Raw genomic sequence first — 15,895 nt, 5'->3', positions numbered from 1 at the left:
AGAGTGGCTTGCATTCCGGCGGGTGGCTGGGTCGCCTGCTCTGTCAGCTCGGGCGGCACCACCGTTCGCGCGGCCATGCCCGCCGCCTCCCGTCGGGCTGGGTCAGCCGCTGCCGGCGCTGTGGCGTGCCGATGCAACGGCCGCCGAAGGGGCGCTGGCGGGCGATCCCGCAGGAGATCGAACCGATCGAGCACGATATCGACCTGATCGGCGGTGTCGCTGCCGACGATGCCGTTAGCGGAGCAGCGTCTCCACCCATTCCGGCACAAGAACCGACGCCGGCCCCTGACGCGCCGCATCGAACAGGCTGACGCCATCCGATCGGTCGAGATTTAGCTCCAGCGTCTCGGCACCCGCCGCGCGCGCCAGCCGGACGAAACCCGCCGCCGGATAGACCGCGCCCGACGTTCCGATCGACACGAACAGGTCGGCCGCCGCGACCGCCTCCTCGATCTCCTCCATCCGGTACGGCATCTCGCCGAAGAAGACGATGTCGGGGCGAAGCGTGCCCTCCCGGCCGCAGGCGGGGCAGCGCTGCCCCGGCAGCATGTCGCCCGCGAAGGGGGATCGTTCTCCGCAGCGCTCGCACAGCGCCGACAGCAGCTCGCCATGGATATGGGCCAGCCGCCGCGCGCCGGCGCGCTCGTGCAGGTCGTCGACATTCTGCGTCACGACCAGCAACTCTCCGGGCCACTCCGCATCCAGCCGGGCGAGCGCCCGATGCGCGGCGTTCGGCTCGACCGTACGCAGCGCACGCCGCCGCGCGTCGTAGAAGCGCAGCACCAGCGCCCGGTCGCGGGCCAGCGCTTCGGGCGTGCAGACGTCTTCGACCCGATGGCCTTCCCACAATCCGTCGGGCCCACGGAAGGTGGCGAGGCCGCTTTCGGCGGAAATGCCGGCACCGGTCAGCACGACGATGTTGGGGCACGCGGATGGCATCGTCCGTCCGTATTCGCCCGCGCGCCTCTCGCCAAGCCACCGGGGCTGTGCCAAACGCGCCGGCATGGGCGTGAGCATCGGGATTATCGGAGCCAACGGGCGCATGGGCCGTGCGATCGCGGCGCAGGCGGCAGGGCTTGGGGCGGATGTCGCGGGCGGGATCGACCGGGGTGCCGCCAGTGAGGGCGACGCCGCGTCGCTCGCACGGCTGGCGGACGTACTGATCGACTTCTCCTCGCCCGCTGCGCTGGCGGGCACGCTGGCGGCAGCGCAGGGGGCGGGGACGCCGCTGGTTATCGGCACGACCGGGCTCGGACCCGATCATCATGCCGCGATCGACGCGGCCGCCGGGACGATCGCCGTGCTGCAGACCGCCAACACCTCGCTCGGCGTCAACCTGCTGGCCGCGCTGGTCGAACAGGCGGCGCGGCGGCTGGGTCCGGATTGGGACATCGACATCGTCGAGATGCATCACCGCCACAAAGTCGACGCCCCCTCGGGCACGGCGTTGCTGCTCGGCGCGGCGGCGACGGCGGGGCGGGGGGCGGCCGAAGGGGCGCTCGATCATTACGCACATGACGGGCGGCGCGAAGAGGGTGGGATCTATTACGCCTCGCTGCGTGGCGGATCCGTAGCAGGCGATCACCAGGTCGTGTTCGCGGCCGAGGGCGAGCGGATCGAATTCGGCCATCGGGCGGAAAGTCGCGAGATCTTCGCACGCGGCGCGATCCGTGCCGCGCTTTGGCTCGCGGGCCGGCCGGCGGGGCGCTACACGATGGCGGACGTGCTGGGCTTCGGATGAAGCCCGCGCAGGTCTTCGAATTCTACCGCCGGCTGGCCGAACTCGATCCGTCGCCCGAGACCGAGCTGGCTTATGTGAACCCCTACACGCTGCTCGTCGCGGTCGTGCTGTCCGCGCAGGCGACCGACGTCGGCGTCAACAAGGCGACGCGCCTGCTGTTCGAGGAAGTCCGCACCCCGCAGGCGATGGTGACGCTGGGCGAAGAGGGGCTGAAGCAGCACATCAGGACGATCGGCCTGTTCAACACGAAGGCGAAGAACGTCATCGCCCTGTCGGAACGTCTGATCGCCGAACATGGCGGCGAGGTGCCGCGCGATCGCGCCGCGCTGGAGGCGCTGCCCGGGGTCGGGCGCAAGACCGCCAACGTGGTTCTGAATGTCGCCTTCGGCGAGGAGACGATCGCGGTCGACACGCACATCTTCCGCGTCGGCAACCGCACCGGCCTCGCCCCGGGTAAGGACGTGCTGGCGGTGGAGCGCGCGCTGGAGGCGGTCACGCCCGCAACCTTCCGCCGTCACGCGCATCACTGGCTGATCCTGCACGGGCGCTACACCTGCAAGGCGCGCCGTCCCGAATGCTGGCGCTGTGTCGAAACGGACCTTTGCGCCTATCCCGCGAAGACGCCGGCCCCGGCATAACAGCGGGAGCGGGGCCGTCTGGCGTCGCATTGACGGCCAGCGGCCAAGCAATGTAGGGCGGCCGGACTGCACCCGTAGCTCAGCTGGATAGAGCGCTGCCCTCCGAAGGCAGAGGCCAGGGGTTCGAATCCCTTCGGGTGCGCCAGTTATCTCCGCTTGGCGCCGCTGCGATTGATCCATGCGCGAGCCGGCACAGGCCATGGTGCAGGCATCGAACGTGCCGGGTGTAAAACGCCACGAGCCTATCGATTGCCGGGTCCACATATTCCGGCTTGTAATACGGGTCGTAGTGTCCGGCGCCTTCGACCATGTGGCAATCCTTGTCCTTGGCCGGGGAGTGCACGAACCGGCGCCTTCCGGCCTCGTATCGCCCGGTGCTGCCGCGCTGGCCGCCACGATCACCTGCAACAGCTGCGCCAAAAGCTGCGGCACGAGATTGAAGGCATCGAAGCTCGATATCGTCGCCCAGCTCGAAAAGAGCGTCGCTTCTGGCGAAGCTCCTGGGATAAGGATGGTCGAGTATCGTCGTATCGGTCGAGGCACGCGACGAGACTTTGTGCCTCGCGCGGCCATTCCTGCTCCGCGAAAGTCGCACGTTGGATTGAGCTCGGCCCCAAACAGTCCTTCTTTTGGATTGGTCGCGGGCGAGGGCGTCCGGATCGCGTTTGGTCGGTGACGGCAGGGCTGGCGCCGCGGCGGGAAGCATGGCTATGCGGGGCCATGAGCGCCGAGATCGTCGATTGCCCCTCCCCCAATTTCGATGAGCGGACGCTGCCCATCAGCATCATCGTGCTGCATTATACCGGGATGGTCGACGCGGCGTCGGCGATCGCGCGGTTGACCGATCCCGCCGCCAAGGTTTCGAGCCATTATCTGATCGCCGAGGATGGGCAGGTGCTGCGGCTGGTGCCGGAGGACAAGCGTGCGTGGCATGCCGGCAAGGCGCATTGGCGCGGGATCGACGACGTCAATTCCGCCTCGATCGGGATCGAACTGGTCAATCCGGGCCACGAATTCGGTTACCGCCCCTTTGCCGCGCCGCAGATGGATGCGTTGCTGCCATTGATGCAAGGCATCGTCGAACGGCATGGCGTGACGCGCGGCAACATCGTCGGCCATTCCGACGTGGCGCCCACGCGCAAGACCGATCCCGGCGAATTGTTCGACTGGGAGATGTTGGCGCGCGTCCGGCTCGCGTTGCCGCGCCCGCGCAAATATCTGACCGACCCGATGTGGACCGACGGCGGCTTTCTGCTCGCGCTCGAACGCTTCGGCTATGAGGTGATCGACGGGCCGGCAGCAGTACGCGCCTTTCAGCGCCGCTTTCGCCCGGCCGCGGTCGACGGGGTGATCGATGGCGAATGCCGCGCGATCCTGCTGTCGCTGCTGACCGGGGGGGACAAGGGCGCGGAGGCGCGGCTGCGTGCCGGCTGAGCTTCCCTTTCGCGGCGAAATCGCTACGGCGGCGCGGCCAGAGGGTCGGGCGGCCGCCGGCGCGGGAGTGATCCCACGCGGGAGGAAAGTCCGGGCTCCGCAGAGTAACGGTGCCGGGTAACGCCCGGCGGGCAGGCTGGGAACGGCCTGTTCAGGGACAGTGCAACAGAAAGCAGACCGCCCCGCTTCGGCTGGGTAAGGGCGAAAGGGTGCGGCAAGAGCGCACCGCGCCGCCGGCAACGGCGGCGGCACGGCAAACCCCACCGGGAGCAAGACCGAGTAGGGACGGCATATGGGCTGGCTCGGCCCCGTCGTCCGGGTTGGTTGCTTGAGGCGGCGCGCGAGCGCCGTCCTAGAGGAATGGTCGCCCAGCCCCGGATCATGTCCGGGGTGGACAGAACCCGGCTTACAGACCCTCTGGCATTTTCCCCATGACGCGGCTTTCGCGCCGCGCGCCGCACGTGGGCATTCTCTTTTGCGCCTCTCCGCTTATGTAGCGCCCATGGCGCGGTTCACTCGATCCAACGACTGGGGTTTCCCCCGCTGGCGTGGTTACGGCAGCGAGCGCGGGGCAACGCAGGTACGGATGTGCGATCGTCATGGCTGCGACCGGCCCGGGGACTGTCCCGCGCCCAAATCCCCCAACAGCCCCGAGCGCTGGTATTTCTGTCAGGAGCATGCGGGCGAGTATAATCGCGGCTGGGATTATTTTCAGGGATTGTCGGCCGAGGAGGCTGCCGCACGCGAGGCGGGCGAGCGGCGCGATGCGTCGGGCTATGCCTCCGCCTCGCAATATGGCTGGGGCGGCCCGGGTGACGGCACGCGGTCGCGTGACGAGATGCGCGCGCTGGCTGTGCTCGAACTGGAAAGCGATGCAAGCTTCGACGAGGTGAAGGCGGCGTGGCGGCGGCTCGCCAAGGCCAACCATCCCGACGTGAAACCGGGCGACGCCGATGCCGCCGACCGCTTTCGTGCGGTACAGACGGCATGGGACGTATTGCGTCAGGCCGAGGAACGGCGCGCGGCATGATCCGCGAACTTCCGTCGCGCTGGCGATCGTCGGTGCTGGTCTGTGCGAAGTGCGAGAAGAAGCTGGGCAATGAGGGCTTCGGCAAGGCAGGCGGGAAACGGCTGTCCAAGCTGCTGCGCAAACGGCTCGGCGGCGGTTGGGGGCGCAAGGCGCAGGCGGGCGTGGTCACCACCCGTTGCCTGGGCGTCTGCCCGCGCGGCGCGGTGACGGTGGTGAACGGCGCGCGGCCGGGCGAGTGGATGATCGTCGCCGCCGGTACGCCGGTTAACGAGGTCGAGGCGCGGCTGGCGCTGGGCCGGGCGCGCGCGGACGAGGCAGCCTAGCGCCGGTTCGGCCGCTGCCTCTTCAGGCGTAGCGCGCGGCGGTCTCGCGGATCAGCGCGATCATGTTGGGGATGCCCTGCGTCCGGTTCGAACTGAGCTGGCGCGTGAGATCGAACGGCGCGAGCGCGGCTTCGATGTCGGCGGCACCGATTGCAGCCGGCGTGCCATCCTGCACCGTCATCAGGACGAGCGCGATAATTCCCTTGGTAATCGCCGCATTACTGTCCGCGAGGAAGTGGAGCCGGCCGTCGTCGCGTCGCATGGGATAGACCCAGACGGACGCGGAGCAGCCGCGCACGAGCGTGGCATCGGTCTTGAGCGCGTCGGGCATCGGTTCCAACGCGCGGCCGAGATCGATCAGCAGGCGGTAGCGGTCGTCGGCGTCGAGGAATTCATACTCCTCGCGCACCTCGTCGAGGGTGGCCATGCCGGGCGGCTAGCAGAGGGGTGGGGGCGGGGGAAGGGCGTCGCGGTCAGCGCAGCGCGCGCCGGGCCAGTGCCGCGCAAGGCGCCGCGGGGGCGGGATCGCTGTTGCCGCCCTTGATCGCGTCGCCGATCAGCCTGAGCGCGGTTCCGATCGTCTTGGGCACGTCGGGCGGGAACAATTCCGGTTCCGAAATGGAGCCGCGAATCTCGATCGGCTCCTTGATAGCAACCGCGCGGGCGAGCTTGGGGCGCCCGCGAACCGACAGCGCCAGCCGTTCGTCGATCAGCGAGACCGTGCCGCCGCCGTCGAGCCGCGATACGGCGGTATCGATGACCAGCGGGTCCGTCCGCGCGATGCCGTTCCGCACGGAAAAGCCCGCAATGACGCAATGAAGCGGTGCGCGTGCGTCTTTGCCTTCGAACAGGGCACGACCCGCATCGGCGCCAAGGAACAGGGCATTGCGCCGGCTCATGTCGCCATCGCGGACGACCAGGGCGACGTGGCCGCTTGCATCGGCGAGGGCGGACCGGATCGTCTCCCCATTGCCCGCCAACACCGCCCGCCCCGCAGCGGAGCCGGTAGCGCGGTCCGGCGTGGGAACGAGGTCTTCCAGACGTGCGCCCGTCATGCGCAGGTCGAAAGACAGACGCGGCGTGCCGCTGGCGTGCTCGACGCGGGCGCGGCCGCGCACCGCGCCGCGCGTCAGCGCCGCGGTCAGCGGTTCTGCCGTCAGGACCCCGTGGTCGAGCGTCAGCGTCCCCTTCAATCCGCGCAGCGCGCTCGGCTGCTCGCCAAGCAGGCGGCGGACGTCGAAGCGCAGGTTGCCGTCAGTCTTGCGCAGGCCGGCGAGATCGATGCGCGTGTCGGGGACGACGCGCGGGCCCGTGGCGCGACGCTTGGCAGCGGCGCGCGCCAGACCGGCATTCGATGCGAGGTCGTTGAAATCGAGGCCGCGCGACAGCACGGCACCCTCGACCAGGCTGCGCCCGTCGCGCTTGCGCACGGTGACCGACCCGGCGAAATCCGATCGGCCGACCTTCAGCTTGAGGTCGTCGATCCGCCAGTCGGGGCGGTCATGACGGAGGTTGGCGGTGAGGCGCACCGGCTGCGTGCCGGGCAGCCCCGCCTCGATCAGCAGGTCGAGGTGCGCGAGATCGTCGCCCCACGCCGTCGCCCGCGCTGAAAAGTGCCCGACATCGAGCGGCTTGTCCGCCTGTCCAATCAAGGTGCCGCTGGCGATGGCGGAGCGGTAATCGAAACGGAACGGCCATGGCCCGGCACCACCGATCGGCGCGCCTCGCAGCGCGATGGTCGAGGGCGTCCCTGACAGGCTGCCACGCCCGGCGAGGTGGAGGCCGCGCGCGTCGGCTTCGACACGGGCGGTGAAGCGATGATCGCGCTTCGCATCGTTCAACGTCAGGATGCCATCCCGTATGCGGACATCGGGCGCTGACCCGCCACTTCCCCCGCCGCCGCCGGGAAGCCCCTTCCAGTTGGCGAGCGTCGCGTCGCGGCGGACGAGGTTTACGCGCAGCCCGTCGAGCTCGATCGATTCGGGCTTCACTTGCCCAGCCAGCAGGGGAATGAGCGGCAGGCGCACGGTCGCGCGGTCGATCCGAGCCATGTCGCCGCCGCCGACCCAGTCGGGCTGTGCGATGCGGATCCCGCGCGCCTCGATCACCGGATGCAGGAATCCGTGATCGGTCCGACGAAGCATCGCGACGGTGACCGGGCGGCCGAACGTGCGGCTGAGCTGCAGTTCGAGCGGCCGGCGCAACCACGTCCAGCCGAAGCTGAGCACGAGCAGCGCGGCGAGCAGAAGCAGAAGGATCGCCGCGCCAGTCCCGATGATCAGGGCGCGGTGGCGCGCAAGGAGGGGCCGGATCGGCATCGTTGCCGGATAGACTCGTGATTGCCCAAGTCGTTCCGGCGGCGCATCAGAAATCGATGGCGATGCCCTTCTTCTCCCAATCGCCGTAGCGGACCGGGGAAAGGCCGGCGGGGTCGGGCTTCTCCTCCGGCTCGCGGGGTTCGGGCACGGGCGGGTTGGGTGACAGATGCGCGGGCGGCACGACGTGCGCGGGACGGCGCGATGCTTCGGTCATGTTGCGGCTTCTCCGTTCCCGGCCCATGTGGGCGGGGATGGGACAAGAGACAAGGATGGAGAGTGCGGCCCCGGGCGTGGCGACGCGCGCGGCGACGTTGAAGCTGCTGGACGCGGTGCTGCGGCGGGGTCTCCCGCTCGAGGGCGCGCTCGACGCGGCGGCGCGCGGACTGGAGCGGAGCGAGGACCGGGCCTTGGCGCACGCCATCGCTGCCGAGGTGCTGCGCCGGCTGGCCGATCTGGATGCGTTGATCGATGGCGCCACCACCAAACTATTGCCGCGCGACGCCAAGGCGCGGATGGCGCTCCGCATCGCGCTCGCGCAGGCGCTCCGGCTCGGCACGCCGCCGCATGCCGCGATCGCGACCGTGCTGCCGCTGGTCGATGGCGGGCCGCGCCGGCTGGTCCACGGCGTGTTCGGCGCGGTAACCCGGGGCGGGGCGACCCTTCCCGACGTGCCGACGCTGCCGGATGGCGTAGCCGAAAGGTGGCGCGCGGCCTGGGGCGAGAACGTGGTCCAGGCGGCCGCTCACGCGATCGCCGCACCGCCGCCCATCGATCTGACGCTTCGAACGGCCGGCGAGACGGCTGATTGGGCCGAAAGGCTGGGCGGGACGAGCCTCGCCCCCGGCCACGTCCGCCTGCCGGGCGGCGCGCGCGTGCCCGACCTGCCGGGTTATGCCGAGGGGGCGTGGTGGGTGCAGGATCTGTCCGCATCGTTGCCTGCGCGGCTGATGGGGGCGGGCGGCGGGCGCCGGGCGCTCGACCTTTGCTGTGCGCCGGGCGGAAAGACGATGCAGCTTGCTGCTCGCGGCTGGTCGGTCGCGGGTATCGATCTTTCGGAAGCGCGGCTGGCGCGCGTGCGGGAAAATCTCGCGCGGACCGGACTGAGGGCGGAGTTGCGCGCAGCGGACGCGCTGACGTTCAGCGCGGACGCGCCGGTCGACGCGGTGCTGCTCGACGCGCCCTGTTCGGCGACGGGCATCTTCCGTCGTCATCCCGACGTGCTGCACCGCGCCCGCCCGCGCGCGATCGCGAGCATGGCGGAGCGGCAGGGGGCGATGCTGGCGCGCGCCGCCAATTGGGTGAAGCCGGGTGGCCTGCTGATCTACGCCGTCTGCTCGCTTGAACCCGAGGAGGGAGAGGGCGTCGCGGACGCCTTTGCCGCGAGCCACCGCGATTTTGCGCTCGAACCGGTTGCGGCGGACGAATTGCCGGCGGGCATCGCGCCGGACGGGGCAGGGCGCGTGCGCGTCCTGCCGGGCACGCTGGCGGACCAAAGCGGGGCGGACGGCTTCTTCGTCGCGCGCTTCCGCCGGCGATGAAGGCGGCGGTTGCCCCGGCGAAATCGCATCGGCTAGAGCAGGGCATGGCGCGCCCCATCCTGATAGCCGCATCGATCCTGTCCGCCGATTTCGCCAAGCTGGGCGAGGAGGTGCGTGCGGTCGACGAGGCCGGTGTCGACTGGATCCACATCGACGTGATGGACGGCCATTTCGTGCCCAACATCACGCTCGGCCCGCAGATGGTGAAGGCGATCCGCCCGCACACGGCGAAGCTGCTCGACATCCATTTGATGATCGCGCCGGTCGACCCCTATCTCGATGCCTTCGCGGAGGCGGGGGCGGACCAGATGACCGCGCATTACGAGGCGGGCCCGCACATCCACCGCACGCTCCAGCGCATCAAGGGCCTCGGCAAGCGCGCGGGCGTCTCGCTCAATCCCGGCACGCCGACCGAGGCGCTCGATTACCTGATCGACCTGGTCGACACGATCCAGGTCATGAGCGTCAATCCCGGCTTCGGCGGCCAGAGTTTCATCGACAGCCAGATGCTGAAGATCGAGCGGATCCGCACGATGATCGAAAAGAGCGGTCGCGCGATCGACCTGGAGGTCGACGGCGGCATCGGGGCGGGCAACATCGCGCGCGCGGTCGATGCCGGCGCCAACGTGCTGGTCGCCGGCACCGCCACCTTTCAGGGCGGTCCCTCCGCTTATGCCGCCAACGTCGCGCGCCTGCGCGAGGCGCGCTGATGGCCGACGGGCCCGGGAATGGGGACGACCGGACCGATCGCGAGAGCCGGAGCACCGTACGGGCGGGGGCAAGGGCAGGGGCGTCGCTGGCCGACCGGCTGACGCAGGGGCTGCGCCGGCTGACGTGGCGCACGCCGATCCACACGCTCCGGCTGCGCGGACGCTATCCGCTCCAGTTGCTCGACGTGCCGGCGGATCCGATACCGGGCAATGCCCGCGCCGGGCAGGCGCTGTTCGAACGACGGCTGAGCCATGCCGGCGAAAGCGTGCCATTCGACGCGATCGATCGGGGGCTGTCGCCTTCGATGACCGATTACTTCCAGAGCTTCGCGTGGTTGCGCGATCTGGCTGCCGCCTCGGCCGAGCGGCGGCAGGGCACACCTGTTGCCGAAGCGCTGATGCAGGGCTGGCTCACCGCTCATGCGCTGGAGGTTAGCCAGCCGGCCTGGCGGCCCGACCTGTGGGGTCGGCGCATCCTGTTCTGGACGGCCTATGCGCCCTTCCTGCTCGACACGCGCAACGACGTCTACCGCAAGGAAGTGCTTCAGGCTCTGGCGCGCGGCGCGCGCCATCTCGATCGTGCGGCGACCGCTGCGCCGCAGGGCATGCCACAGGTGATGGCATGGGCGGGCGTGATCGCCGCCGGGCTGCTTTTTCCGGGCGGTGACCTGCGCGTCGCCCATGGCGAGGCGGGGATGGCCCGCGCGCTCGCCGTCGCGATGCATGCCGATGGGGGACTGGTCTCGCGCTCGCCGGTCGAGCAACTGGTGCTGGTCGAGCTCCTTGCACAGCTTCGCGCGGTCTATGAGGTCCGCGCCCGGCCGCCGGCTGGCGCGGTCGCGCGCGCATTGGCAGGCGCAGTGCCGGTCCTCGCCAGCGTGACCTTGGGCGATGGCGGCCTGTCGAGCTGGCAGGGCGGCGGGCCGGTGCCGGCGCGCCGGATCGAGGCGGCGATCGCCGCCGCCGGGGTTCGCGCGGCTCCGCGCATCGATACGCGCGACTGGGGCTATCAACGCCTGCACTGCGGCGACACATGGCTGGTGATGGACGCGGCCCCGCCTCCGAAGGCGGCGCTGGCGCGCGGGGGCTGTGCCTCCACCCTGGCGTTCGAAATGTCCGATGGGGCGCAGCGGCTGATCGTCAATTGCGGGGGCGGCGCGGCGCTGCCGCGCGAGCTGGCGGAGGCACTGCGCAGCACGGCGGCGCATTCGACGCTGACGCTGGAGGAAACCAACTCGACCGTGCTTCATCCCGACGGGACGATGGGGCGGGGTGTGGAGGAGGTCGGGCTGTCGCGGTCGGAAACCGCCGATGCGAGCCGGATCGAGGCGAGCCATGACGGCTATGCCAAGCGCCACTGCCTGTCGCACGCGCGGCGGCTGACGCTGGCGACCGACGGCCGGTCGCTGGATGGCGAGGATCGACTGGTGCCGATCGGGCGCCGGCGCACGGCCGGACTGACGGCGGCGCTGCGATTCCACCTGATGCCGGGGATCGAGACGGCGCTGACCGCAGACGGGCAGGGCGTGCTGCTCCGTCCCGCCGATGCGCCCTCGTGGCAATTCCGCGCGCGGGCGGGCACGCTGTCGGTCGAGGACAGCCTGTGGGTCGATCGCGCGGGCCGTGCCCGATCCGGGCAGCAGCTCGTCGTGACCGTCACGACCGGGGCGGACGGAGCCGTGGTGCCCTGGTCGTTACGCCGGGTCGGCTAGCACCGACCCGGCTATATCGGCTGGCGTGTCCGAACCGCCGCTGCTTAGCGCCCGAGCAAGGCGCGGCTCTGCGCCGCGATCTGCGCCAGCATGGCGGCGGTCGGGGCGCCGGTCTGGCGGATGCGTTCGATCAGCGCGCGGAACTGCGCGACCTGCGCCTCATGCCCCGCTACCCACCGGTCAACCGCGCCGATCGGATCGTCGCCGCCCGCGCGCGCGATGAATTCCAGACGGAGCTGTTCGAACTCGCGCACCAGTCCGGCCGCCAGCAGCCTTTCCCACGGATCGTCGGGGACAAAATGTTGCGCGGCCGCACGCGCCCAATCCAGCCCGAGCGCCTCCCCAAGCCGCACATAGGCTTGCGTGACGGTGATCTCGTCCGCTGCGATGCCCGCCGCGAGGCTTGCCGTGCCGAACGCCCCGTCCAGCTCGTGCAGGCGAACGATGGTCTCGACGATCGCGGGATCGGCCCCGTCCACGGCAAGTTGCCCACGCAGCGTCTCCGCCTGAAGCCGCGCTTCCTGCCGCAACAGTTCGTCCAGATTTGCCTGCAACCGCTCGATACCCGGTCGTAGCCGTTGCGCCAACGCGGCCGGTGCGATCCCGCCCGCCGACGCCCGCAACAGATCGGCGACGTGGATTCGCGCTGCTTCGCCCGCCGCGGCGAGCAGGGTCAGGCGCGACGCTTCCGGCATGTTCGCCTGCTCGATCGCATCGAACAGCCGTTCGAGGTCGAGCAGCGCATCGACGACGAAATAGGCCGCAGCGACCTTGTCGAGCGCGAGCCCCTCCTCCTCGGCCAGTTCGAACGGTGCGACGAGGCCGAGCCGGTTGACGACGCGGTTCGCCATCTTGGTCGCGACGATCGCGCCATGCAGCCGGTGCTCGGTGATCGCCTTGGCGAAGCGCGTCCGCATCGCGCTTGGAAAAGCATGGCTCAGGAGACCGTCGAACAGCGGATCGTCGGCCAAGTCGCCGCTTTCGATCGCGGCCTGCAGCATCAGCTTGCCGTGGCTCAGGATCACCGCCAGTTCGGGACGCGTCAGGCCATGCCCGTCCTGCACGCGGCGAAGCAGCGTGGCGTTGCTGCCGAGCCCGTCGACCGCGCGGTCGATCCGCCCTGCCGTTTCCAGCGTTTCCACCACGCGCAGCTGCGCGGGCAGCGCCGACGCGCCGCCCCGCTCGGCCAGGCTGAGACCGAGTGTCTGGAGGCGGTTATCCTCCAGCACCAAGTGCGCGACGTCGTCGGTCATGTCGACCAGCAGGGAATTGCGCTCCTCGAAACCTAGCCGCCCCTCGGCCATCTCCCGGTTCAGCGCGATCTTGATGTTGACCTCATTGTCCGAGCAATCGACGCCGGCCGAATTGTCGATGAAGTCGGTGTTGATCCGGCCGCCCGTCTCGGCGAACTCGATCCGCCCCGCCTGGGTCACGCCCAGGTTGGCGCCTTCGCCGATCACCTTGGCCCGGACCTGCGCACCGTTGACGCGCTGCGCGTCGTTGGCCGGGTCGCCGACTTCGCCATGCGCCTGCCCGCTGGCCTTCACATAGGTGCCGATGCCGCCGAACCACAGCAGGTCGACCGGCGCCTTGAGAATGGCGGCGATCAGCGCCGACGGATCGAGCGCGACTTCCTCGATCCCCAGAACGGCCTGAATCTCCGGGGAGAGGGGAATGCTCTTCTGCGTGCGCGGGAAGATGCCGCCGCCTTCGGAAATGAGTGCGGCGTCATAGTCGGCCCAGGACGAGCGCGGCAGCGCGAACAGCCGTGCCCGCTCCGCCCAGCTCGCCGCCGGATCGGGATCGGGGTCGAGGAAGATGTGGCGGTGATCGAACGCCGCCACCAGCCGGAGCGACTTCGACAGCAGCATGCCGTTGCCGAACACGTCACCCGACATGTCGCCGCAGCCGACGACGCGCACCGGATCGGTCTGCACGTCGATGCCCTGTTCGCGAAAGTGGCGTTGGACCGAGACCCACGCGCCGCGCGCCGTGATCCCCATCGCCGTGTGGTCGTAGCCCTGGCTGCCGCCGCTCGCGAAGGCATCGCCCAGCCAGAAGCCGCGCTCGATCGCGATCGCATTGGCAACGTCGGAGAAGGTGGCCGTCCCTTTGTCGGCCGCAACCACGAAATAGGGATCGTCCCCATCCAGCACGCGCACCCGTTCCGGATGGACGACGCGGCCCTCGACCAGATTGTCGGTGATCGACAGGAGGGTCCGGATGAAGACGCGATAGCTCTCGGTGCCCTCCGCCAGCCATGCGTCGCGATCGGTGGGGGCCGGCAGCTGCTTCGGGTAGAAGCCGCCCTTGGCGCCCGTGGGTACGATCACGGCATTCTTCACCACCTGCGCCTTCATCAGGCCCAGGATCTCCGTACGGAAGTCGTCGCGCCGGTCGGACCAGCGCAGCCCGCCGCGCGCGATCGGACCGCCGCGCAGGTGGATGCCCTCCACACGGGGCGAATAGACCCAGATTTCGCGCCACGGCAGCGGCTTGGGCAGGCCGGGCACGCGTGCCGAATCGAGCTTGAAAGCCAGCGCCTCGGCCGCCGCCGGAGCGAAGGCATTGGTGCGGAGGATCGCGCGAACGAAGCCGCCAAGCCCACGCAGGATGCGATCGTCCTCGATCGAGACGACCTGCGCCAGCGCCGCGTCGAGCGTGGCCTCCGCTTCGGCCGCATCCTCCTGCCCATCAGGCTCGTGGCGCGCATCGAACAGGCCGACCAGCGCCCGCGCGACATCGGGCGCGCGGTGAAGCGCGCCGGCGACGGTGGCAAGCCCGAAGGGAAGGCCGGTTTGGCGCAGGTAACGGAACCAGGCCCGGATCAGGACGACCGCGCGCGGTGGCAGGCCGACGCCTCCGATCAGCGCGTTGAAGCCGTCATTCTCGGCAGCGCCCGCCAGCACCTCGGCGATCGCGCCTTCCGCAACGGCGGCACGGGCGAGCAGCGCGTCGGCCGCATCGGCGCTTTCGACCTCGACCAGGAAATCGTGAATCGTGCCGCTGTCGTCGGCCAGCGTGGTGGGCAATTCCTCCAGCACGCGGAAGCCGAAATTCTCGAGCACCGGCACCGCTTCGGACAGGGCGATCGGCCCGCCGGTGCGATAGACCTTAAGGCGAAGCTGCTCCAGGTTTTCCACCGGATCGCGATAGAAGCGCACCGAGCGCCGCGTGGGGGCGTCGAGATCGGCCAGACGCAAGATGTCCGCTGCGCCCTGATCGATCCCGGCGCGCGCGCGATAATCGGCCGGAAAGCGGCCGGCCCAGTCGAGTGTAAGGCGCGCGGCGCGATTGGCCGATACGGTCTGCCCCAGCGCAAGCTCGATGCCCGGGCCCCAGCCGCGCAGCATCGCCTCAAGCGCCCGGTCCAGTGCGCCGGCGTCGGGCAGGGGGGCACCTTCATGCAAGTCGAGCGTGTAGCGGATCAACGCCAGATCCCCGTCGCCGAGATCGAGCGCCCAGCTCGAAACCGGCGCCTGCGCCGCCTCCTCGAGCATGGTCCCGATCGCGAGCCGTTGCCGGGTCGAGAGCGCCTCGCGCGGCAGCCACACGAACGCGAACAGGTGCCGTTGGAGCGGCCCGGGGGCCAGCACCAGCTTGGGCCGGGGCCGGTCAGCCAGGCTCATCGCCGTCAGCGCGACATGCTCCAGCACCGGCGCGGTGAAGCCGGTGAGAAGGTCATGCGGCAGGTTCGACAAAGCGTGACGCAGCGCCTTGCCCGCATGGCCGGCGGGATCGAAGCCATGCTTCTCCTCGATCGCGGACAGCCGCGCGCGCAGCACCGGCACCTTGTCGGAGGGCGACCCGAGTGCGGCGCTGGTCCACAGCCCAGCATGGAGCGACAGGCCGGACAAGGCCCCGTTGTCTCGCACCGGGACGACGAGCAGGTCGAGCGGGGCCCTGCGGTGGACGCGCGCCTCGTGGCTGCTCTTGAGCACCAGCGGCGCTTCGCCGCCCGCCTCGAACCAGCCGAAAGCGGCGTTGCGTGTCCTGTCCGACCACAGGTTGGCGGCTTCGACGCGAGCGATGCCCAGTCCGTTTTCGATCGACCCGTCGCGCCGCTCGATCTGATGACCGAGCAACGTGAAATGGCGCTCGAGGAACCAGCGCAGCAGCGCCGCACCCTCGCCATCGGGCAGCCCGCGCGCGGCGTCGCGCAAGGCGAGCTGAAGCTGCGGCCAATCCTCGACCGCCGCCCGTACCTCGTCCAGCACCGAGACGATTTCGCTTTCGAGGCCACGGCGCAGGCGCGCTTCGACTCGCGCGATCTCCATATAGATCATGGACTCGCGCCGCTCGCCGCTTGCGTCATGTTGTGGAATGCTGCGCAGCAATCCGTCGGCGTCGCGGCGGACGGGCATAACAGGGTGAAGCAGGCGATGGATGTCGACGCCGTGCGCCGCGAGGGTGGCCGCGACCGAATCGACAAGGAACGGCATATCGTCGTT

General features: G+C 70.0%; 13 protein-coding genes, 1 tRNA gene and 1 other RNA gene. 10 read left to right on the top strand and 5 right to left on the bottom strand.

Annotated features, from left to right (window positions below; genetic code table 11):
• Positions 1 to 234: 234 nt before the first annotated feature.
• On the bottom strand, positions 235 to 939 hold the full coding sequence (locus ACOJSF_RS09090) for an NAD-dependent deacylase (RefSeq protein WP_420141893.1): 705 nt from the start codon (positions 937 to 939) through the stop codon (positions 235 to 237).
• A 64-nt stretch (positions 940 to 1,003) separates the two neighbouring features.
• Here ACOJSF_RS09090 and dapB point away from each other — a divergent pair, with 64 nt between their 5' ends.
• From dapB to ACOJSF_RS09055, 7 genes are all read left to right on the top strand, one after another.
• Entirely contained in the window at positions 1,004 to 1,741 is a 738-nt protein-coding gene (gene dapB / locus ACOJSF_RS09085) for a 4-hydroxy-tetrahydrodipicolinate reductase (protein WP_420141892.1), read from the top strand.
• Positions 1,738 to 2,379 carry an endonuclease III gene (gene nth, locus ACOJSF_RS09080; protein ID WP_420141891.1) on the top strand — a complete coding sequence of 214 codons (642 nt, stop codon included), beginning with the start codon at positions 1,738 to 1,740 and terminating at the stop codon, positions 2,377 to 2,379. The genes dapB and nth overlap by 4 nt, the downstream gene beginning before the upstream one ends.
• 68 nt (positions 2,380 to 2,447) lie before the next feature.
• Positions 2,448 to 2,524: transfer RNA gene (locus ACOJSF_RS09075), tRNA-Arg, on the top strand.
• A 575-nt stretch (positions 2,525 to 3,099) separates the two neighbouring features.
• Positions 3,100 to 3,813, top strand: a complete 714-nt coding sequence (locus ACOJSF_RS09070) for an N-acetylmuramoyl-L-alanine amidase (RefSeq protein WP_420141890.1) — start codon at positions 3,100 to 3,102, stop codon at positions 3,811 to 3,813.
• Between the two features lie 37 nt (positions 3,814 to 3,850).
• Positions 3,851 to 4,238: RNase P RNA component class A (gene rnpB / locus ACOJSF_RS09065), an RNA gene on the top strand.
• A 77-nt stretch (positions 4,239 to 4,315) separates the two neighbouring features.
• Entirely contained in the window at positions 4,316 to 4,843 is a 528-nt protein-coding gene (locus ACOJSF_RS09060) for a J domain-containing protein (RefSeq protein WP_420141889.1), read from the top strand.
• Positions 4,840 to 5,166, top strand: coding sequence for a hypothetical protein (locus ACOJSF_RS09055; protein ID WP_420141888.1), 327 nt, complete (start codon positions 4,840 to 4,842; stop codon positions 5,164 to 5,166). The genes ACOJSF_RS09060 and ACOJSF_RS09055 overlap by 4 nt, the downstream gene beginning before the upstream one ends.
• Before the next feature lie 22 nt (positions 5,167 to 5,188).
• Here ACOJSF_RS09055 and ACOJSF_RS09050 read toward each other — a convergent pair whose 3' ends face one another.
• The 3 genes from ACOJSF_RS09050 to ACOJSF_RS09040 are packed head-to-tail and all read right to left on the bottom strand — an operon-like array spanning position 5,189 to position 7,698.
• Complete coding sequence (locus ACOJSF_RS09050) at positions 5,189 to 5,593, bottom strand: SufE family protein (RefSeq protein ID WP_420141887.1); 405 nt, start codon at positions 5,591 to 5,593, stop codon at positions 5,189 to 5,191.
• Positions 5,594 to 5,639: 46 nt separating this feature from the next.
• A complete protein-coding gene (locus ACOJSF_RS09045; RefSeq protein ID WP_420141886.1) occupies positions 5,640 to 7,484 on the bottom strand; it encodes an AsmA family protein in 1,845 nt (614 codons plus the stop codon).
• 46 nt (positions 7,485 to 7,530) lie between these two features.
• On the bottom strand, positions 7,531 to 7,698 hold the full coding sequence (locus ACOJSF_RS09040) for a DUF1674 domain-containing protein (RefSeq protein WP_420141885.1): 168 nt from the start codon (positions 7,696 to 7,698) through the stop codon (positions 7,531 to 7,533).
• A 55-nt stretch (positions 7,699 to 7,753) separates the two neighbouring features.
• Between ACOJSF_RS09040 and ACOJSF_RS09035 the strand changes: the two genes are divergently transcribed.
• Genes ACOJSF_RS09035 through ACOJSF_RS09025 form a run of 3 tightly spaced genes read left to right on the top strand, consistent with a single transcriptional unit; the run spans position 7,754 to position 11,444 of the window.
• On the top strand, positions 7,754 to 9,022 hold the full coding sequence (locus tag ACOJSF_RS09035) for an RsmB/NOP family class I SAM-dependent RNA methyltransferase (RefSeq protein WP_420141884.1): 1,269 nt from the start codon (positions 7,754 to 7,756) through the stop codon (positions 9,020 to 9,022).
• A 44-nt stretch (positions 9,023 to 9,066) separates the two neighbouring features.
• Positions 9,067 to 9,732, top strand: a complete 666-nt coding sequence (rpe, locus tag ACOJSF_RS09030) for a ribulose-phosphate 3-epimerase (protein WP_420141883.1) — start codon at positions 9,067 to 9,069, stop codon at positions 9,730 to 9,732.
• Positions 9,732 to 11,444 (top strand): heparinase II/III family protein, encoded by a 1,713-nt coding sequence (locus tag ACOJSF_RS09025; RefSeq protein ID WP_420141882.1) that lies wholly within the window; start codon positions 9,732 to 9,734, stop codon positions 11,442 to 11,444. The genes rpe and ACOJSF_RS09025 overlap by 1 nt, the downstream gene beginning before the upstream one ends.
• Before the next feature lie 44 nt (positions 11,445 to 11,488).
• On the opposite strand, the gene ACOJSF_RS09020 is transcribed toward ACOJSF_RS09025, so the two are convergent.
• Positions 11,489 to 15,895: NAD-glutamate dehydrogenase (locus tag ACOJSF_RS09020; protein WP_420141881.1), on the bottom strand; the 4,407-nt coding region annotated here is incomplete at its 5' end.

Origin of the sequence: Sphingomonas sp. (assembly GCF_048594985.1) — a bacterium.
Lineage (GTDB): Bacteria > Pseudomonadota > Alphaproteobacteria > Sphingomonadales > Sphingomonadaceae > Sphingomonas_I.
This window is presented reverse-complemented; position numbering and strand designations above follow the sequence as displayed.

What these genes read in the sequence shown, in the direction of transcription:
- ACOJSF_RS09045 (WP_420141886.1), bottom strand. Translation starts at nt 7,484, where the DNA reads ATGCCGATCCGGCCCCTCCTTGCGCGCCACCGCGCCCTGATCATCGGG.
- ACOJSF_RS09025 (WP_420141882.1), top strand. Translation starts at nt 9,732, where the DNA reads ATGGCCGACGGGCCCGGGAATGGGGACGACCGGACCGATCGCGAGAGC.
- ACOJSF_RS09055 (WP_420141888.1), top strand. Translation starts at nt 4,840, where the DNA reads ATGATCCGCGAACTTCCGTCGCGCTGGCGATCGTCGGTGCTGGTCTGT.
- ACOJSF_RS09070 (WP_420141890.1), top strand. Translation starts at nt 3,100, where the DNA reads ATGAGCGCCGAGATCGTCGATTGCCCCTCCCCCAATTTCGATGAGCGG.
- ACOJSF_RS09060 (WP_420141889.1), top strand. Translation starts at nt 4,316, where the DNA reads ATGGCGCGGTTCACTCGATCCAACGACTGGGGTTTCCCCCGCTGGCGT.
- ACOJSF_RS09040 (WP_420141885.1), bottom strand. Translation starts at nt 7,698, where the DNA reads ATGACCGAAGCATCGCGCCGTCCCGCGCACGTCGTGCCGCCCGCGCAT.
- dapB (WP_420141892.1), top strand. Translation starts at nt 1,004, where the DNA reads ATGGGCGTGAGCATCGGGATTATCGGAGCCAACGGGCGCATGGGCCGT.
- rpe (WP_420141883.1), top strand. Translation starts at nt 9,067, where the DNA reads ATGGCGCGCCCCATCCTGATAGCCGCATCGATCCTGTCCGCCGATTTC.
- ACOJSF_RS09035 (WP_420141884.1), top strand. Translation starts at nt 7,754, where the DNA reads ATGGAGAGTGCGGCCCCGGGCGTGGCGACGCGCGCGGCGACGTTGAAG.
- ACOJSF_RS09090 (WP_420141893.1), bottom strand. Translation starts at nt 939, where the DNA reads ATGCCATCCGCGTGCCCCAACATCGTCGTGCTGACCGGTGCCGGCATT.
- ACOJSF_RS09050 (WP_420141887.1), bottom strand. Translation starts at nt 5,593, where the DNA reads ATGGCCACCCTCGACGAGGTGCGCGAGGAGTATGAATTCCTCGACGCC.
- nth (WP_420141891.1), top strand. Translation starts at nt 1,738, where the DNA reads ATGAAGCCCGCGCAGGTCTTCGAATTCTACCGCCGGCTGGCCGAACTC.